Here is a 14,097-nt window from a genome sequence, read left to right on the forward strand (position 1 = left end):
GCTCGAAGCCACGAGTTCTATATTCTGAGTCCGTGGAAGCTACCGAATACCGTGACTCGCTGAGGTCCGTCCTCGACACCACATCGTCGGTAGTCGAAAGCCGGCTGGCGGCGATGCGCGCCGCGGCGACAGCACATGCCGAAGGCATTGTCATCGACGTCTCCGTGGACCAGGACGGCGAGGGCACTTTCGGCGTCTGGGCGCGATTCGACGATCCGGATGCGTTCAGTTTGAATCAGCAGATCGGCGACGAGCGGGAGCTTTTCAGCGTGATCTGGGGTGAGGAAGGCTGGGAGCCACCGGTTCCCACTCGTCCGCGAGAGTGGTCACGCACGGAACTCGAGAAAGTTATCGTCGGTGTCGTTGCCGAGTGGATCGGGGCGCTCGTTCCCCCGACTGCATCCGAACTGCACTGGGAAGTAACAACTCCCGACGGAGCGACCGACCCGATACCTGTGGGCCCCGATTTCGGTAGTGGACATTCGCCTCAATGAAGCGCGGAAGCTGTCGGCGAGACGGACGACTTCGAACCACTGTTGTGATCGATGTTGCGATGTCACCGACCGGTCGAACCGTCGATAAGTTCGCGGAGGATGTCAGCGTGCCCGGCATGGCGCCCGGTCTCTTCGCTGAAACGTCGCTTTCCAATCCGTCACGTTTTCGGCGAGAAACATCGATCGTTCGACAAAGGTCAAATGATTGACCAGCCCGAGCAAGGTTGTTCCCGACCGAACAATTGTGGTGCGCACCTGAGGTTCCGGAGCACCTTCAACCTCGGCAGCGATCGAATCACGCAGGTAGTCGAGAAACGCGCGCAGCGTATCGGTCTCGCTAATCCCTGTCCGGGGCGGGGGGACATCACGGCGGCTCCGACGCGACGTTGCCATGGTGGATCTCCTTCCTCGGTGAAGAACGACGAAGAGGCTTCATTCCTGGATAGGCAATACCGATCCTTCCGAACTCACGCCGATCCCGCATCAAATTTTGCCGTTGCGGCAAAGGCCGGCTTAATTGCCGGTATCACCGCGCCGAATGCAGGTCGCGCACAAGTTGAGGCGTCCGCCACTTGCCGACCTCGAACGGCCACCGCCGCAGCGGATAAGCGAGACGGGCCACGAAGTAATTGACGTATTCGACGACGCCGAAAGCCCACACCACCATGATGGCCGCCGCAGTGACGAAATGATCTGGTAGCCAAATGAGCACGCCGAGGAGACCGACCGCCAAGACGACAATGTCGAGGACCCGAAACACACGGTAGAGCGCCGCGAGGCGGGCAGGCATCGGCGCCTGCTCGACCCAGCCTCGGGCAAGCAGCCAATAGACACCCGCTTGCACGAGAACCACGAGCATTGGGGCCAGCGCCGACCACAGCGCCGCGGAGTCTTTCGGACCTTCGAGCCGAGGCATCACGACGCTGACAGCCACGGCGGCAAACACTCCCGCGGCGGCCAGTTCGCCAAGACCGAGGCTCAGGTACCTGCGTCGCAAACTCATTCGCCGTTGATCCACCACGTGAGAGACCATATCCGTTGATCACCGCGCAGCGGGTGCGCAGCAGCTTCGAGGCTTTGCCTGAGATGGATCAGGCTCACAGCCAAAGGAATACGGTTCACCTCGACTTGATTCGGGCGGATCATCCGGCACGTGTTGGCGGATCCGGCGGGAAACCTTTTTTGCCTAGGCAATCCACATTAGGGCTTGTCTGAAAACTAGTCCGAGATCGAGTCCACTGCTCATCCGACAAAGCCTGAAAGTGCGTCACCCGATCAGCAGTACATACATTCGTTCGCATACAGTCGGATGTGGCCCAGCGGCACCCCAGACTGGAATGTCCGCTGTGTCAAATCTGCCGACAGGGGGGCTGGACGGGTGGGATCGCCTGACTTACTGGGTCTGACGGCCTCACTGTCGTCGTCGACGCTTGTCCTCGCGTTCGTTGCCGGGATTCTTCCGCGAGTCGTCGGTGATGAACCGAATCCCGTTGTCGGCATACGCACGAAGGCGACGATCTCGAGCCCCGAGGCGTGGCAATTGGCCCATCGGATTGCGTGGCCCCTTCTACGCCGGACGGCGTGGACAGCCGTAGTGGGACTGTGCATGCAGGTCGTCATCGGTGTCGTGACAGGTTTCGGATCTGTGGTGTCGGCTGTCGCCTCAACAGTCGTGTTTCTAGCGGTGCTCCTTGTCCTGCTCTGTGCAGCGTTGAAGGGCAACGCCGCGGCAAAATCGTTGCGGCGCTGACCACCCGGGCCCGCATTTTTCAGAGGTGCCCTAGTTCTCCGATTTCAGTTCCCGATACGCGGTCGTTCGCGTCGGCGTGGTCCACGGTCCCGCATCGCGAGGATCGCCGCTGCCGTGGACGCGACCGTCTTGTCGTCGTCGCGTGTCAGCCGGGCGAGCGCTTCCCGGGCCGCCGCGCCGGGAATCTCAGCGAGTGCCTGCGTGATTCGCAACCTCGTCGGGGCGTCGTCAGTGCCGTCGAGTCTTGCCTGCACGGCATCGACGACCTCACCGCTTGTCGGTGAGTGCTCCGCGAGAAGACCGAGCACCTCTCCGGCCTCGACGTCGCGTCGCCCGTCGGCGACCATCTCGAGAAGAGCGGGCATCGAGACGGCCTCTCCGCGAGATCCGAGGGTGAGAGCGGCATCAGCGCGGACTATCGCGTCCGAATCATCGAGAGCTCGCTTCAGCGCCCGAGTTGCTTCCTCGGTGTGGATCCCGGAGATGGCCGACGTCGCGCGGCGTCGAACCTCGACGTCCTCCGATTCGAGGCCCTTCGTGAGACCTGCAAGGCCCGCACCTTCGGTCCTCGCCAACGCCCACTGCAACGCTCCGGCCACGTTGGCATCCTTCTCCGACAGGATGGCCTCGACGAGTGCGTCGACGGGCAACGCCGCATTCAGCTCCTGCGACAGGATCGCTTGCTGACGATGGGCAGCGAACTCGGATTCGAGTGCACGCAACAGTGAGACCATGCGTAGGACGTCGTCCCACTCCGAAGGGGCGCTGGCATCGACCCTTTCGAGTTTGGTCAGCAATTCCTCCTCCGCCGCGATCCGTTGCCGAGTGTGTTGCATGAGTTCACCCACCAAATCGGCCGGCGCGAAGTCGGGTTCGTCCAGTGCACGCTTGGCCTCGTTCAACGAGAGCCCCAACGTCCTCAAGCTCTCGACGTGGAAGAGTCGACGGATGTCGTCGGCGGAGTACTCCCGGTAACCGCCGGACGTGCGGCCAGTCGGCTTCACCAGTCCCAAGGTGTCGTAGTGACGCAGCATCCGTGTGCTGACACCACAACGCCGCGAGACCTCGCCGATCAACATCCGTCTCCCCTTCCTACGCGTCCGGGCCGATTGCCGCGACGCGCTTCGCCAACTCGTGAGAGAGTGCGAACCCACCGTCGGGGTCGTGCCAGAGTTGCTTTGTAGCATCAGCATGCGCCCGGACACGCGGATTCGGGTTCATTCCGGCCGCGTCGAGCACCGGGAGTACAGCCTCGCCGAGCCCGGTCAGAGCACGGCTCAGACTGAGCTGCATCTGCAGTTCGCCCCGCCCGAGTTCGGTCGCCAGATCCGCTGCGAGTGCACCCTCGACTCCTGCCGGCACGAGTGCCACTGCGGCGCGCCACGCACTGCGCGCGACCTCGTCGTCCTGGTCGTGCACCAGCGCAGAGACCTCGGGCCACGCGATCGGATCGCCGATCTTGGACAAGGTGTGGAGCGCCTGACTGCGGGCTTGCGAACCATCGGACCCGAGCTCACGGATCAGCCTCGGCACCGTAATTTCGGCCGGCAAGCGGCACAATGCCCAGGTCAGCATGTCGCGGACGAAGAAGTCCGGCTCGACGGCGCACCGATCGATCAGGGCATCCGTCAGCTCAGGGTCCGGGCGCGTGCCGACAGCGAGCGCGGCGCGCAGCCGAACCGAGGGATCAGCCGCGGCCAATGCGTCGACGAGGTGAGCATTCTGTCCACCATGGTTGGTTGTGTTCACGACAACCACCTCCTTCGTCGACCATTGGAGTCCTTGTCACTGTGTCAAGGTCAAGCGTCGCTGTCTCCGACACGGGAAATATCGCCTCGGATCACACGCCGGTTGTCGATCCTGGCCGAAAGATCATCAGCACGACGACAACGGCCCAGAGCAGATTGAAGATCCCCGTCGCTGTGCCCAGTCGACGGGTGAGCCGCGTTGCGACATCCACAACGGACCCGGTTCCTTCGATCGCCGCCATTGTCAGCCGTTGGGCGGGAAGCACGACCGCGGTGAGTATCACGGCGGCAACGACGGTGAGTGCGATCGAGGTGAGGATCCACAGGTCACCGAGCACTCCGAGATTGACGGCGGTGGCGACACCGAGCATCGGAACGACAACGCCGATCGTGGCATACACCCGAACGATGCGATGCAGCATGCCCGTCGTCGCAACACTCGCGCTGTCCGGATCGGCGAGCGCGGCGCGGCTCGCCACCGGGAACATACTCGCCGCCACAGCGACGGGGCCGATGGCAAGAATGGCCGCAATCACGTGGAGGGACAGCAGGATTCCGGTCATGAGATTTCTCGCGTTTCGGTACGCACAAGCGTATTCACGCAGCGTCCGGGGCGAAGGTGATTACAGGCTCGGCGCCCTTGGCCGACCACACCGTTCCACGACGCTCGTAGTCGAAGAGCGCTTCGACCTCGAGACTTATCCGGGGCCCGAGGCATCGTTCCAACAGGTACAGGCCAAGGTCGAGACCGGACGTCACACCGCCGGCGGTGATCAGGTCACCGTCGTCGACGATTCGCGCCTGGATCGGAATAACGCCGCCGGCCGCCAGTGCGTCCACGGCAAGATGGTGTGTCACGGCGCGGCGCCCTTCGAGAAGCCCCGCCATCGCCAGCGCCAAAGATCCTCCACAGACGGTCGCAACAAGAACACCAGGATCGTCGAGTGCACGCCGCATCATGACGGGCAGTTCGGTTTCCGTTGTGGCCGCGAGTCTTTCCGGCAAACTGGTGCCCGACTGGTCCGCATCGGGTTCGAAGAGACCCGATGCTCCGGGAACGATGATCAGATCCGCGTGTTCGACATCGAGGGTTGCAGTGGCGGTCATAGCGAGTTCACCACTTCCACTCAGGACGGTCCGAGGCCCCTCCGCGCTGACGAGTTCGACACTCAACGCCCCACCGCTGGCGAGACCCCCGGCGTAGAGCACCTCGTACGGACCCACGACATCCATGGGATCGAATCCGTCGAACAACACGATCTGCGCGTGCACTGCAACCTCCGATTTTGTGCGACGCGCTCCTGTGCGCGTCGCTGTTCCTACGACAGTAGGAGGAAGTTGACCTCAGCGGCGACGGCTGAAAGCCAACCTTCGACGGCTTTCAGCCAACCTCACATATTCTACGAAATACCAGTTGAGAGGATATTTCACGACACGAGATCACAGAATCTCGCGCCACATACGCTACGTTTCAGACATGCATGACGTTGCAGTTCTCGCGTTGCCCGGAGTGGTGCCGATGGACCTGGCAGCACCCCTCGAAGTCTTCGGACGATGCAGGCTTCCCTCAGGCGCACCGGCCTACCGGACCGCCGTGTGCGCGCTCACCGAGGAGGTGGAGACCGGAACGTTCACGATGCGCGTACCGCACGGACTGTCACGTCTCGCCCAGGCCAGCACGATCATCATCCCGGGCACCGCCGATCTCGATGTGCCGGTCGACGCCGAGATCATCGACGCCCTCAGATCAGCCGCGGATCGCGGCACACGCATCGCATCACTGTGCGTCGGCGCATTCACCCTCGCCGACACAGGCCTGCTCGACGGACTTCGCGCGACGACGCACTGGGCGGCTGCGTCGGAGTTGGCCCGCCGGCACCCGGCTATCGACGTCGACGCTGCCGTTCTCTACGTAGACAACGGGCACGTCCTGACTTCCGCCGGCGCCGCGGCCGCACTCGACCTGTGTCTGTACATGGTGCGTCAGGACTACGGGTCTGCCGTCGCCGCCGACACGGCACGTCTGAGCGTGATGCCGCTCGAACGTGCCGGAGGGCAAGCACAATTCATCGTTCACGAGCCTCCCGTACCCAGCGGGACAACCCTCAGGCCGCTACTGAACTGGATGGAAGAGAACCTCGGGGAGCAACTCGACATCACGACAATCGCGGCCAAGGCAACGATGAGCACTCGCACGCTCAACCGCCGATTCCAGGAACAAATCGGTACGACGCCGTTGCAGTGGCTCCATCACGCACGGCTCCGCCAAGCGCAATTTCTGCTCGAGACTACCGACCACTCGATCGAACGTGTTGCGGGACAAGTCGGATTCAATGCCGTCACGACATTCCGCGAACGCTTCCGAGACCTGGTCGGTACCAGTCCACAGCGATACCGGACGCAGTTTCGAACTTCCCGCTAGCGGGCCGGGTCAGCCCTTGACGTTGCCGGCAGCGGTGTTCAGAACTGTGGCGACGTCGTCGAGGATGTACGGGATGGTCAGGACCGTCAGTCCGCCGAACGCGAAGTTCTTGTCGACGCTGAAGTCCTTGGTGGATGCCGTACGCCCATCGACGATCACCGGCTGAGCTGCCACCAGTGGCTCGGCGAGGAACGCGTTCAGAGAGTCCTTGTCGTAGGCCACCACGAACAGCACTTCAGACGCAATCAGCGGCGCCTGCTCGGTGCTCAGCTCGAAGTACACGGCCTCCGGATCCTTGGCGGGATCGGCCTGCTGGATCGTCGGCTCGTTCTTCAGACCCAGCTGCTCGAGGAACTCGACACGCACGTCGGCGTTCTTACTCACCGCGAACGTGCTCGGGCTGTTCGGGAGTGCGATGGTGACGGTCTTACCTTGCAACGCAGGGTTCTTCGCAGCGGTCGCGCTGATCGCGGCGTTGGTCTTGTCGATGAGTGCGCCGGCCTCGGCCTGCTTACCCAGCGCCTGACCGGCGATGGTCACCTGGTCTTGCCACGACGCGGTCCACGGCTCGTCCGGGAAGGAAACCACCGGCGCGATCTTCGACAGTGCGTCGAATTCCTGCTGAGTGAGCCCGGAGTACGGGGCGAAGATGAGATCTGGTTCAGCCTTGGCGAACTGCTCGACAGGTGCTTCGCCCGTTCCGTCACCCGACAACAAGATCGGCTGCTCGCCACCGAGCTTGTCGAGTGCCTCGGCGTCCCACTTCAGAATGCCCTGCGCGTCGGCCCCGTACTGAGGTCCGGAAAACGTGGGCATCGCGACCGGGACGACCCCGAGCGCCAGAAGGGCATCCTGGTTGGACCAACCCCAGGTAGCAACCCGCTTGGGCTCGTCCTTGATCTCGGCCGTGCCGAGAGCCGACGTGATCGTCACCGGAAACGCGGCATTCGCCGCGGACGAAGTCTCGGTGCCACCACCGTCGTCGTTGCTGCTGCAGGCCGCCATTCCAGTTACGAGGCCGCATGCCGCCAGGACAGCTACCATCCCGCGGACACGGCTGCGCCGCTCCGATGACGCTCGACCCGGAATCCTTGTCACTGAAGCACCTCTCGACCGATTGACCTGCTCAGACACCTCCAGCGGGTGACGACGCCAAACGTAGCACAAAGGTTACCCTTGCCTCAGTTCCAATAGGGTCAAGAACCGCACGCCGGCCCTGCGACAAGCGATCGAGCTATTTTACAGACTGGCGCCGCACCATCTCCGAGATCCAGATCGGCGCAAACGGCGAGGTACAGTTCGGCGGAGTCGGGTAATCCTCGAGCACTCGCAGACGCTCACCGATCTCGATTGCCCGGGCGCGGTACTCGGCATGTTCGATCCCGATCTGAGCCAGGCAGTGGTTCATCGCCCATTGCAGGCGGTCAGGAGCATCCTTCATCTCCGCCTCGATGACGTCGAGTAGCCCTGAAAGGTCAAGTCCCTCGGGCTTCTTCGCGACACGTTCGGTGGTCAGAGCCCACCCGGCGCTAGCGACCACAGGATCAGGGTCAGCGGTCCAGGCCACCCGCAACTCCTCGGCATGCGGGTTCTTCTTCACCACGTAATTGACGAGCCAGTCCTGCACCTTCGGAGTGCGGGCCTCTCGCAACATGACATCCAACTCGTCACGCTCGAACGCCTTCGGGCGGCAGATCAAAAGGGCCAACAATCGCGCCGCGGTATCGCCCGTCGCCCAAAGCTGTTGTGCGAGTTCCTGCTGAGTCTTCAATCGCTTCGCAACAGCGCGCAGTTTTGTGAGGTTCACACCGTGATCGTCACCGTGCTTCTCGTTCACCGCACGCGCCTTCGGATCTTCGAGAGCAGCCAACTCGTCCATCACCGCGGCAACCGTCGTTTCGGCCACTTCGTCCTCCAGTCACTACTTCTGCGATTCCCCTACAAGCAAAGCACGGGAAGGCGGGCGACCTACGTTTGAAACCTCGGCCAATGGGTACATGACTGCTCCTGAGGTGGCGGCACGTCACCATGAAGACAGGATGAACCTTGCACATGCGACGCGCCGCGAGGGCCGAGAACGTGGACGAAACCGCACGCCGCGACGAAGGCGGCGGTACGAACACTCTGACCCGGGCGATAACCGGCCCACTCCTTTTCGTGTTCATCCTCGGAGATGTTCTGGGCGCCGGTATCTACGCGTTGGTGGGCGTCATCGCCGGTGAAGTTGGTGGAGCCGTCTGGGTACCACTGCTCGTAGCGCTCGTCATGGCATTGCTGACAGCAACGTCGTATGCCGAACTGGTCACCAAATATCCGCGAGCGGGCGGCGCAGCCGTCTTCGCCCAACGGGCGTATCGGAAACCACTGATCTCGTTCCTTGTCGGCTTCTCGATGCTGGCGGCCGGCGTAACCAGTGCGGCGGGACTCGCCCTCGCATTCTCGGGCGACTATCTCAAAGCCTTCATCGACGTCCCAACCGTTCCAGCGGCGCTCGTCTTCCTGCTCCTGGTGGGACTTCTCAATGCCAGAGGCATCAAGGAGTCGATGCGCGCCAACGTCGTCATGACAGTCGTGGAGGTCACCGGGCTCGTCCTCGTTGTCGTCCTCGCTTGCATAGTTCTCGGGCGCGGCGACGGAACCCTGAGCCGCGTCGTGGAGTTCGACGACAGCCGATCGCCTGCACTCGCGGTGCTGGCTGCGGCACTCCTCGCGTACTACTCTTTTGTCGGCTTCGAAACGTCCGCGAACGTCGCCGAAGAAGTGAAGAACGTGAGCAAGGTCTACCCACGCGCACTGTTCGGAGCATTACTGACAGCCGGCGCCGCCTATGTCCTTGTCGGCCTGGCTGTCTCGGTGGTCCTGCCCGCCGACGAACTTGCCGCATCCTCCGGGCCACTGCTGGAAGTTGTGTCAGCTGCCGACGTCGGCGTTCCGCCTCGCCTGTTCAGCCTGATCGCGTTGGTCGCCGTCGCCAACGGCGCACTGCTGACAATGATCATGGCGAGCAGGCTGACATACGGGATGGCATCGGAAGGCTTGCTCCCGAGCGTCTTCGCTCGGGTACTGCCGCAGCGACGGACCCCCTGGGTGGCGATTATCGCGACCACAGCAGTTGCCATGGCTCTCTGCGTCACCGGATCGCTGTCAGCCCTGGCGGAGACGGTGGTACTCCTGCTGCTTTTCGTATTCATCAGCACCAACATCGCCGTCCTGGTTCTGCGCCGTGACGCAGTGCAACACAAACACTTCCGAACGCCGATCATCTTCCCGATCCTCGCTCTCGGTACGTGCGTTGCGTTGCTCACCCAGCAGAGCGCTGCGACGTGGTTACGCGCATCATTACTCTTGGCCGTCGGAGTAGTGCTGTACGCCCTCTCCCACCGCCGATCCACGAAGTGAGGTGCGATGTACAGGAGCCGGTGTGATGACCGACAGTTCTGACGCGTCAGATGTAATTCAGCGTCGAGAGCGAAAGATCAACAGGCGAACCCTGACGTACGGCGTGTCAGTCGTTCTGGCTACCGCGGTTTTGGTTATCGCGATCGTGTGGTTGGGCTCCCGGCGGGGCGAATGCTTCGGTACCGACACCTTGCTGTGCTCACAGAAGGATCGCCGACTGGCGGTCTTCGTCCCGAGCCTGATGTTGCTGCTCGGGACCGTGGGCGCGTTCTTGCGAGCCTCCCTGCGATTGCACCGCCTGCGGCGCCTCTACATCCGGCCGTACATGGCGTGGACCTTGGCGGGCCTCACCCTGACGTATCTGACCGGAGCTTACTTCTTGATCGGGGTCTAGATTCTCTGAATACGTCTGTTCAGCAACCAGATTGAGTCGACAGCCGCAAATCAGAATCGCGGATCGTCGATCGCAGTGAGGACTACTTCCCGCACTGACGTCGAAGACGACAAACTCGAGATCGAGCGCACCGTATCCACAACGTCATGTACCGGGACCAGAGATCCCTCTCCCCTGGCGGCAGCGACGTCTCGGGGCACGTCGAGTCCGTCTTCTGTATTGAGATATCCGAGATGAAGGACAGTCACTGCGAGTCTGTCCTTCCGATAGCCCTCTCTCAACGCGTCGGCAATGCCGTTGATCGCGAACTTCGATGCACCGAACGCAACCTCCGGCCTACCGCTTCGCGGGAGTCCCGAGGTGGACCCGGTCAAGATGATCCGAGGTCGAGGACGGCCGATCATTCTCGGGATCAGGCGCTTGAGCAGGAGAATTGTGGCCGTGATGTTGGCGTTGATCATTTCGAGCATTTCGACATCGGATTGATCTGTGAACGCATAATCGGAAGTGAAGGCATCCCCTTCCCAAATTCCGACGTTGCAGATCAGGGTGTCTACACCACCGACAAGCTCCTGATCGATCGAATTCGCTGCCGTAACAGGATCGGTCAGGTCGGCTTCGATCCACTCGGAGACGTCGAACCCGTCAGGACGCCGACGCGATATGCCGAGAACTTCGTCGCCATCGCTCCTCAGACCCTCGATCAAAGCACGACCAAGACCTCGGCTCGCACCGACAACAACCGCCCTCGCCACAATTACACCCTTCGTCGTCGCTCGAACCGATCCTATCGATCCAGCCGTCGCCGGTAGTTTCGTCGAGAAGCGAGAGACTCAGATTCGCACCGTAGTGCAGCTGGACAACTACGGGCTCGCCAATATTTCAGCCAGGGCACTGGCGAACTCGCGTGCTTGGTCAGAGGTGATGGTGGAGGCGGTCACACGAAGTGCCCGGTGGCACTGACCCGGCGTCGCCGAGAACTGACTTCCGTCCCGCACGAGCCAGCCAGACTCGGCGAGTCGCTCGACAATCGGTTCGGAATCCCGATCCAGCGGAACCCAGACATTGAGTCCGTCGAAAGTGTCAGGAACCTCGATATCATGTTCTGACAGTGCAGATTTCAGAAGGGTTCGGCGGCGCTCGTAGACAGCGCGAGCATTGGCGAGGCCGTCGATCACCGTCGGATCACTCAGCAGTTCAGCACTCAAGCGCTGCTGCAGGTGACTGACCCAGTTGGCGCCCGACCGGAGATGAGTGCTCAGCCGAATGCCGGTGTCGAGGTCCGAGGCGACCACTGCCACGCGCAGGTCGGGCCCGAGAAATTTCGACACGGAACGAACAAGCGCCCACCGCGTCGTGCTCATCGGAGCGAGCCGACAGTACCGATTGCTGGACACGGCAGAGAAGTGATCGTCCTCGATTACCAGAACGTGAGGGAACTCGGCCAGGATGCTTCCGAGAATCGCCGCTCGGTCGGCGCTCATGCTGACCCCGGTGGGGTTGTGCGCACGAGGGGTGCAAATAATCGCGCGCACACCACTTTCGAGAGCACGCAGCAGCCCTTGCGGGGTAATACCCGAAGTGTCGATGTCCATCGGTACCGCTCGGAAGCTGTTGGCTTTGAGCGTTCCGATGCTCGCCAGGAAGCACGGATCCTCGATCGCGACGGCGTCACCTCGGGTCAAATGAGCGGTCAACAGTCGCTCGACCGCGTCAACGGCACCGTTGGTGATGGTGATCGAGCACGGCCTTAGAACCTCGTCCTCGATCGAGGAACGTGCCCAGGAATCGAGTAGAGGCTCGGTGGCTGCGGCGCCGTACAACCGGGGCGTGTAAGTGGTCCGGTCCAACGAGGCTCTGAGATCAGGCAGCAATGCCGGATCAGGATTTCCGCTGGCGAGATCCACGCTGCCAGGAAGAGCGATACCGCCTTCTCCTTCCAGGAACGGTATGGCTCGCACGAAGCTGCCGCGCCGGCCCTGTGTCTCCACAACTCCCGCCGCCACGAGCAAGCGATAGGCTCCGGCAACTGTGTTCCGGTGAACCTCGAGATCGTCGGCCAAGGCCCGTATGGGCGGCAACGCATCCCCTGGAGCCAGTACCCCAGCACTGATGAGATTGCGGATGCCCTCGGAAATCTCGCCCGCTGTCCCGCGGACGACATAGAGCCTCACCTGGTCCGCCACAGTGCTGGTCACAGGCTCACTCTATTAGCACATGACAGAACCTCCACGCTGTGACACATTGTCACATGACAAAAAATCTGTGAGGAGACACATGATTCTGCCCGGACAATTCCGCCTCTCCGACGACGCGATCGCCGACTCTCTCCACGCCGGTGGATTCGGACACCTGGTCACACCGGGCCCCGAGACCCTCGAAGTCACGTCGATGCCACTGCTGTACAACGCCGAAGGAAACGTGTTGGAGGGGCATCTCGCCCGGACGAATCCGCATTGGCGATACACCGGGACATCGGAGTCTCTGGTGATCCTCCCCGGCGCCGACGCCTACGTGAGCCCCGAGTTCTACCCGAGCAAGAGCGTCCACGGGAAGGTCGTCCCGACGTGGAACTACGAAGTTCTCTACGTCTACGGCCAACTGGTTGCGCACGACGACGAGCAGTGGCTGCGTGCGCACGTCACCGCACTGACAGCTCGACATGAATCCGGCCGTGAGAACGAATGGAAGGTCACCGACGCGCCGCCGCAGTTCGTCGATGCGCAGCTGCGAGGGATTGTGGGGATCGAACTGCACGTGGCCCGTGTCTACGGAAAAGCGAAGTTGAATCAAAACCGTTCCCCCGCTGATCGCTCCGGCGTCATCCGGGGTCTGGAGAAGGGCTCATTCTCCGAACGAGAGACCGCCGCAGCGATGGTCGCCGCGGGCCTCGACAACGGTTGACCGTTACGCCGTCGTCGTACGCCTTGTCTAGTCGCACATTCAGGTGAGCGGTTTTCCACCCGTCACGCCGATGACTTCCCCAGTGGTGTAACTGGATTCGCCAGAGGCGAGAAATACATAGGCGGGAGCAAGCTCGGCCGGCTGACCTGCCCGCCCGAGCGGAACGTCGTCCCCGAACGTCTCGAACTTCTCCTTGGGCATCGTCGCCGGAATCAGTGGCGTCCAAATCGGTCCAGGTGCAACGGCATTGACCCTGATTCCCTTTCGTGCGACATCGGCGGCCAACCCCTTGGTGAAGTCGATGATGCCCGCCTTTGTCGTGGCGTAATCGAGCAGCTCGGGCGACGGGGACGCACCTTGGATGGACGAGGTATTCACGATCGTCGATCCGGGCTCCATCTGCGCGATCGCTGCTTTGGAGAGCCAAAATAGTGCGTAGAGGTTGGTTTTCATCACACGGTCGAATTGTTCGGTGGTGATATCGGTGATGCCGCCCATCTGCACCATCTGAAACGCGGCGTTGTTCACCAAGATGTCGAGTCCGCCGAGTTCACGCACCGCGGTTTCGACCAAAGCAGAACAGTGTTCCTCGCTTCGGAGATCTCCCGGCACCGAGACGGCTTTGCGACCTGCCTCCTCGACCCAGCGAGCGGTTTCCCGAGCGTCCTGTTCTTCCTCGTCGAGATAACTCAGGACAACGTCCGCGCCTTCTCTGGCAAATGCAATCGCGACCGCACGTCCGATGCCCGAATCTGCTCCGGTGACAATCGCACGCCTTCCTTCGAGTCGACCGCTTCCTCGATAGGTGTTTTCACCGTGGTCGGGAGGAGAAATCATGTCTGCGGTGAGACCGGGGTGTGCGATCTCCGCCTGCCGCTCACGCACAGGAGCGGGGAACCGCGTGGTCGGGTCCTGCATTGCGTACTGGTCCGGCATATCGATACTCCTCGGGTGACGCAGTTTCTCGTGGGCTTCTGGATGGATGC

Annotated in this window: 17 protein-coding genes and 1 pseudogene; 6 read left to right on the forward strand and 12 right to left on the reverse strand. The window is 62.1% G+C overall.

Translation table 11 applies throughout. From position 1 onward, the window contains the following. Positions 1-32 precede the first annotated feature (32 nt). Complete coding sequence (locus tag KTR60_RS27730; RefSeq protein WP_054188324.1) at positions 33-494, forward strand: DUF6389 family protein; 462 nt, start codon at positions 33-35, stop codon at positions 492-494. 62 nt (positions 495-556) lie between these two features. On the opposite strand, the gene KTR60_RS29340 is transcribed toward KTR60_RS27730, so the two are convergent. The 3 genes and pseudogenes from KTR60_RS29340 to KTR60_RS27740 form a co-directional block, all read right to left on the reverse strand. After that, positions 557-649 (reverse strand): DUF664 domain-containing protein, encoded by a 93-nt coding sequence (locus KTR60_RS29340; RefSeq protein WP_370852753.1) that lies wholly within the window; start codon positions 647-649, stop codon positions 557-559. A 79-nt stretch (positions 650-728) separates the two neighbouring features. Next, positions 729-887: pseudogene (locus KTR60_RS29345) on the reverse strand (mini-circle protein); the annotation flags it as partial. Positions 888-1,020: 133 nt separating this feature from the next. Continuing rightward, positions 1,021-1,497 carry a hypothetical protein gene (locus KTR60_RS27740; RefSeq protein ID WP_030537437.1) on the reverse strand — a complete coding sequence of 159 codons (477 nt, stop codon included), beginning with the start codon at positions 1,495-1,497 and terminating at the stop codon, positions 1,021-1,023. 375 nt (positions 1,498-1,872) lie between these two features. Between KTR60_RS27740 and KTR60_RS27745 the strand changes: the two genes are divergently transcribed. Further along, positions 1,873-2,244, forward strand: coding sequence for an SdpI family protein (locus KTR60_RS27745; RefSeq protein WP_054826713.1), 372 nt, complete (start codon positions 1,873-1,875; stop codon positions 2,242-2,244). A gap of 44 nt (positions 2,245-2,288) precedes the next feature. Here the strand turns inward: KTR60_RS27745 and KTR60_RS27750 are convergent, their stop codons facing one another. From KTR60_RS27750 to KTR60_RS27765, 4 genes are all read right to left on the reverse strand, one after another. Further along, a complete protein-coding gene (locus tag KTR60_RS27750) occupies positions 2,289-3,323 on the reverse strand; it encodes a HEAT repeat domain-containing protein (protein WP_063315452.1) in 1,035 nt (344 codons plus the stop codon). Positions 3,324-3,336: 13 nt separating this feature from the next. Continuing rightward, on the reverse strand, positions 3,337-4,002 hold the full coding sequence (locus tag KTR60_RS27755; protein ID WP_179090777.1) for a HEAT repeat domain-containing protein: 666 nt from the start codon (positions 4,000-4,002) through the stop codon (positions 3,337-3,339). An 82-nt stretch (positions 4,003-4,084) separates the two neighbouring features. After that, entirely contained in the window at positions 4,085-4,555 is a 471-nt protein-coding gene (locus tag KTR60_RS27760) for a DUF2269 family protein (protein WP_136471037.1), read from the reverse strand. A gap of 34 nt (positions 4,556-4,589) precedes the next feature. Continuing rightward, complete coding sequence (locus tag KTR60_RS27765; RefSeq protein ID WP_042448156.1) at positions 4,590-5,264, reverse strand: DJ-1/PfpI family protein; 675 nt, start codon at positions 5,262-5,264, stop codon at positions 4,590-4,592. 205 nt (positions 5,265-5,469) lie between these two features. On the opposite strand from KTR60_RS27765, the gene KTR60_RS27770 reads away from it, so the two are divergent. Beyond that, positions 5,470-6,414 carry a GlxA family transcriptional regulator gene (locus KTR60_RS27770; RefSeq protein WP_221742219.1) on the forward strand — a complete coding sequence of 315 codons (945 nt, stop codon included), beginning with the start codon at positions 5,470-5,472 and terminating at the stop codon, positions 6,412-6,414. A gap of 9 nt (positions 6,415-6,423) precedes the next feature. On the opposite strand, the gene KTR60_RS27775 is transcribed toward KTR60_RS27770, so the two are convergent. Beyond that, positions 6,424-7,512, reverse strand: a complete 1,089-nt coding sequence (locus KTR60_RS27775) for an ABC transporter substrate-binding protein (protein ID WP_228401481.1) — start codon at positions 7,510-7,512, stop codon at positions 6,424-6,426. A gap of 136 nt (positions 7,513-7,648) precedes the next feature. Then, on the reverse strand, positions 7,649-8,320 hold the full coding sequence (locus tag KTR60_RS27780) for a DNA alkylation repair protein (protein ID WP_228401482.1): 672 nt from the start codon (positions 8,318-8,320) through the stop codon (positions 7,649-7,651). 146 nt (positions 8,321-8,466) lie between these two features. On the opposite strand from KTR60_RS27780, the gene KTR60_RS27785 reads away from it, so the two are divergent. Both KTR60_RS27785 and KTR60_RS27790 read left to right on the forward strand, forming a co-directional pair. Then, positions 8,467-9,813: an APC family permease gene (locus tag KTR60_RS27785; protein WP_007735660.1), complete on the forward strand. Its 1,347-nt coding sequence runs from the start codon at positions 8,467-8,469 to the stop codon at positions 9,811-9,813. Positions 9,814-9,838: 25 nt separating this feature from the next. Then, positions 9,839-10,207 (forward strand): hypothetical protein, encoded by a 369-nt coding sequence (locus tag KTR60_RS27790; protein ID WP_042448254.1) that lies wholly within the window; start codon positions 9,839-9,841, stop codon positions 10,205-10,207. A 50-nt stretch (positions 10,208-10,257) separates the two neighbouring features. On the opposite strand, the gene KTR60_RS27795 is transcribed toward KTR60_RS27790, so the two are convergent. Further along, the gene (locus KTR60_RS27795) at positions 10,258-10,962 is read right to left on the reverse strand and encodes an SDR family NAD(P)-dependent oxidoreductase (RefSeq protein WP_042448150.1); all 705 of its coding nucleotides are present in this window, start codon (positions 10,960-10,962) and stop codon (positions 10,258-10,260) included. Between the two features lie 108 nt (positions 10,963-11,070). Further along, a complete protein-coding gene (locus KTR60_RS27800) occupies positions 11,071-12,405 on the reverse strand; it encodes an aminotransferase class I/II-fold pyridoxal phosphate-dependent enzyme (protein WP_225320193.1) in 1,335 nt (444 codons plus the stop codon). Between the two features lie 79 nt (positions 12,406-12,484). Between KTR60_RS27800 and KTR60_RS27805 the strand changes: the two genes are divergently transcribed. Then, on the forward strand, positions 12,485-13,111 hold the full coding sequence (locus KTR60_RS27805) for an FMN-binding negative transcriptional regulator (RefSeq protein WP_228401483.1): 627 nt from the start codon (positions 12,485-12,487) through the stop codon (positions 13,109-13,111). Positions 13,112-13,150: 39 nt separating this feature from the next. Here KTR60_RS27805 and KTR60_RS27810 read toward each other — a convergent pair whose 3' ends face one another. After that, a complete protein-coding gene (locus KTR60_RS27810) occupies positions 13,151-14,047 on the reverse strand; it encodes an SDR family oxidoreductase (protein WP_050654950.1) in 897 nt (298 codons plus the stop codon). Between the last annotated feature and the right edge of the window lie 50 nt (positions 14,048-14,097).

The organism is Rhodococcus sp. C1 (assembly GCF_020809065.1).
GTDB classification, from domain to species: domain Bacteria; phylum Actinomycetota; class Actinomycetes; order Mycobacteriales; family Mycobacteriaceae; genus Rhodococcus_F; species Rhodococcus_F qingshengii.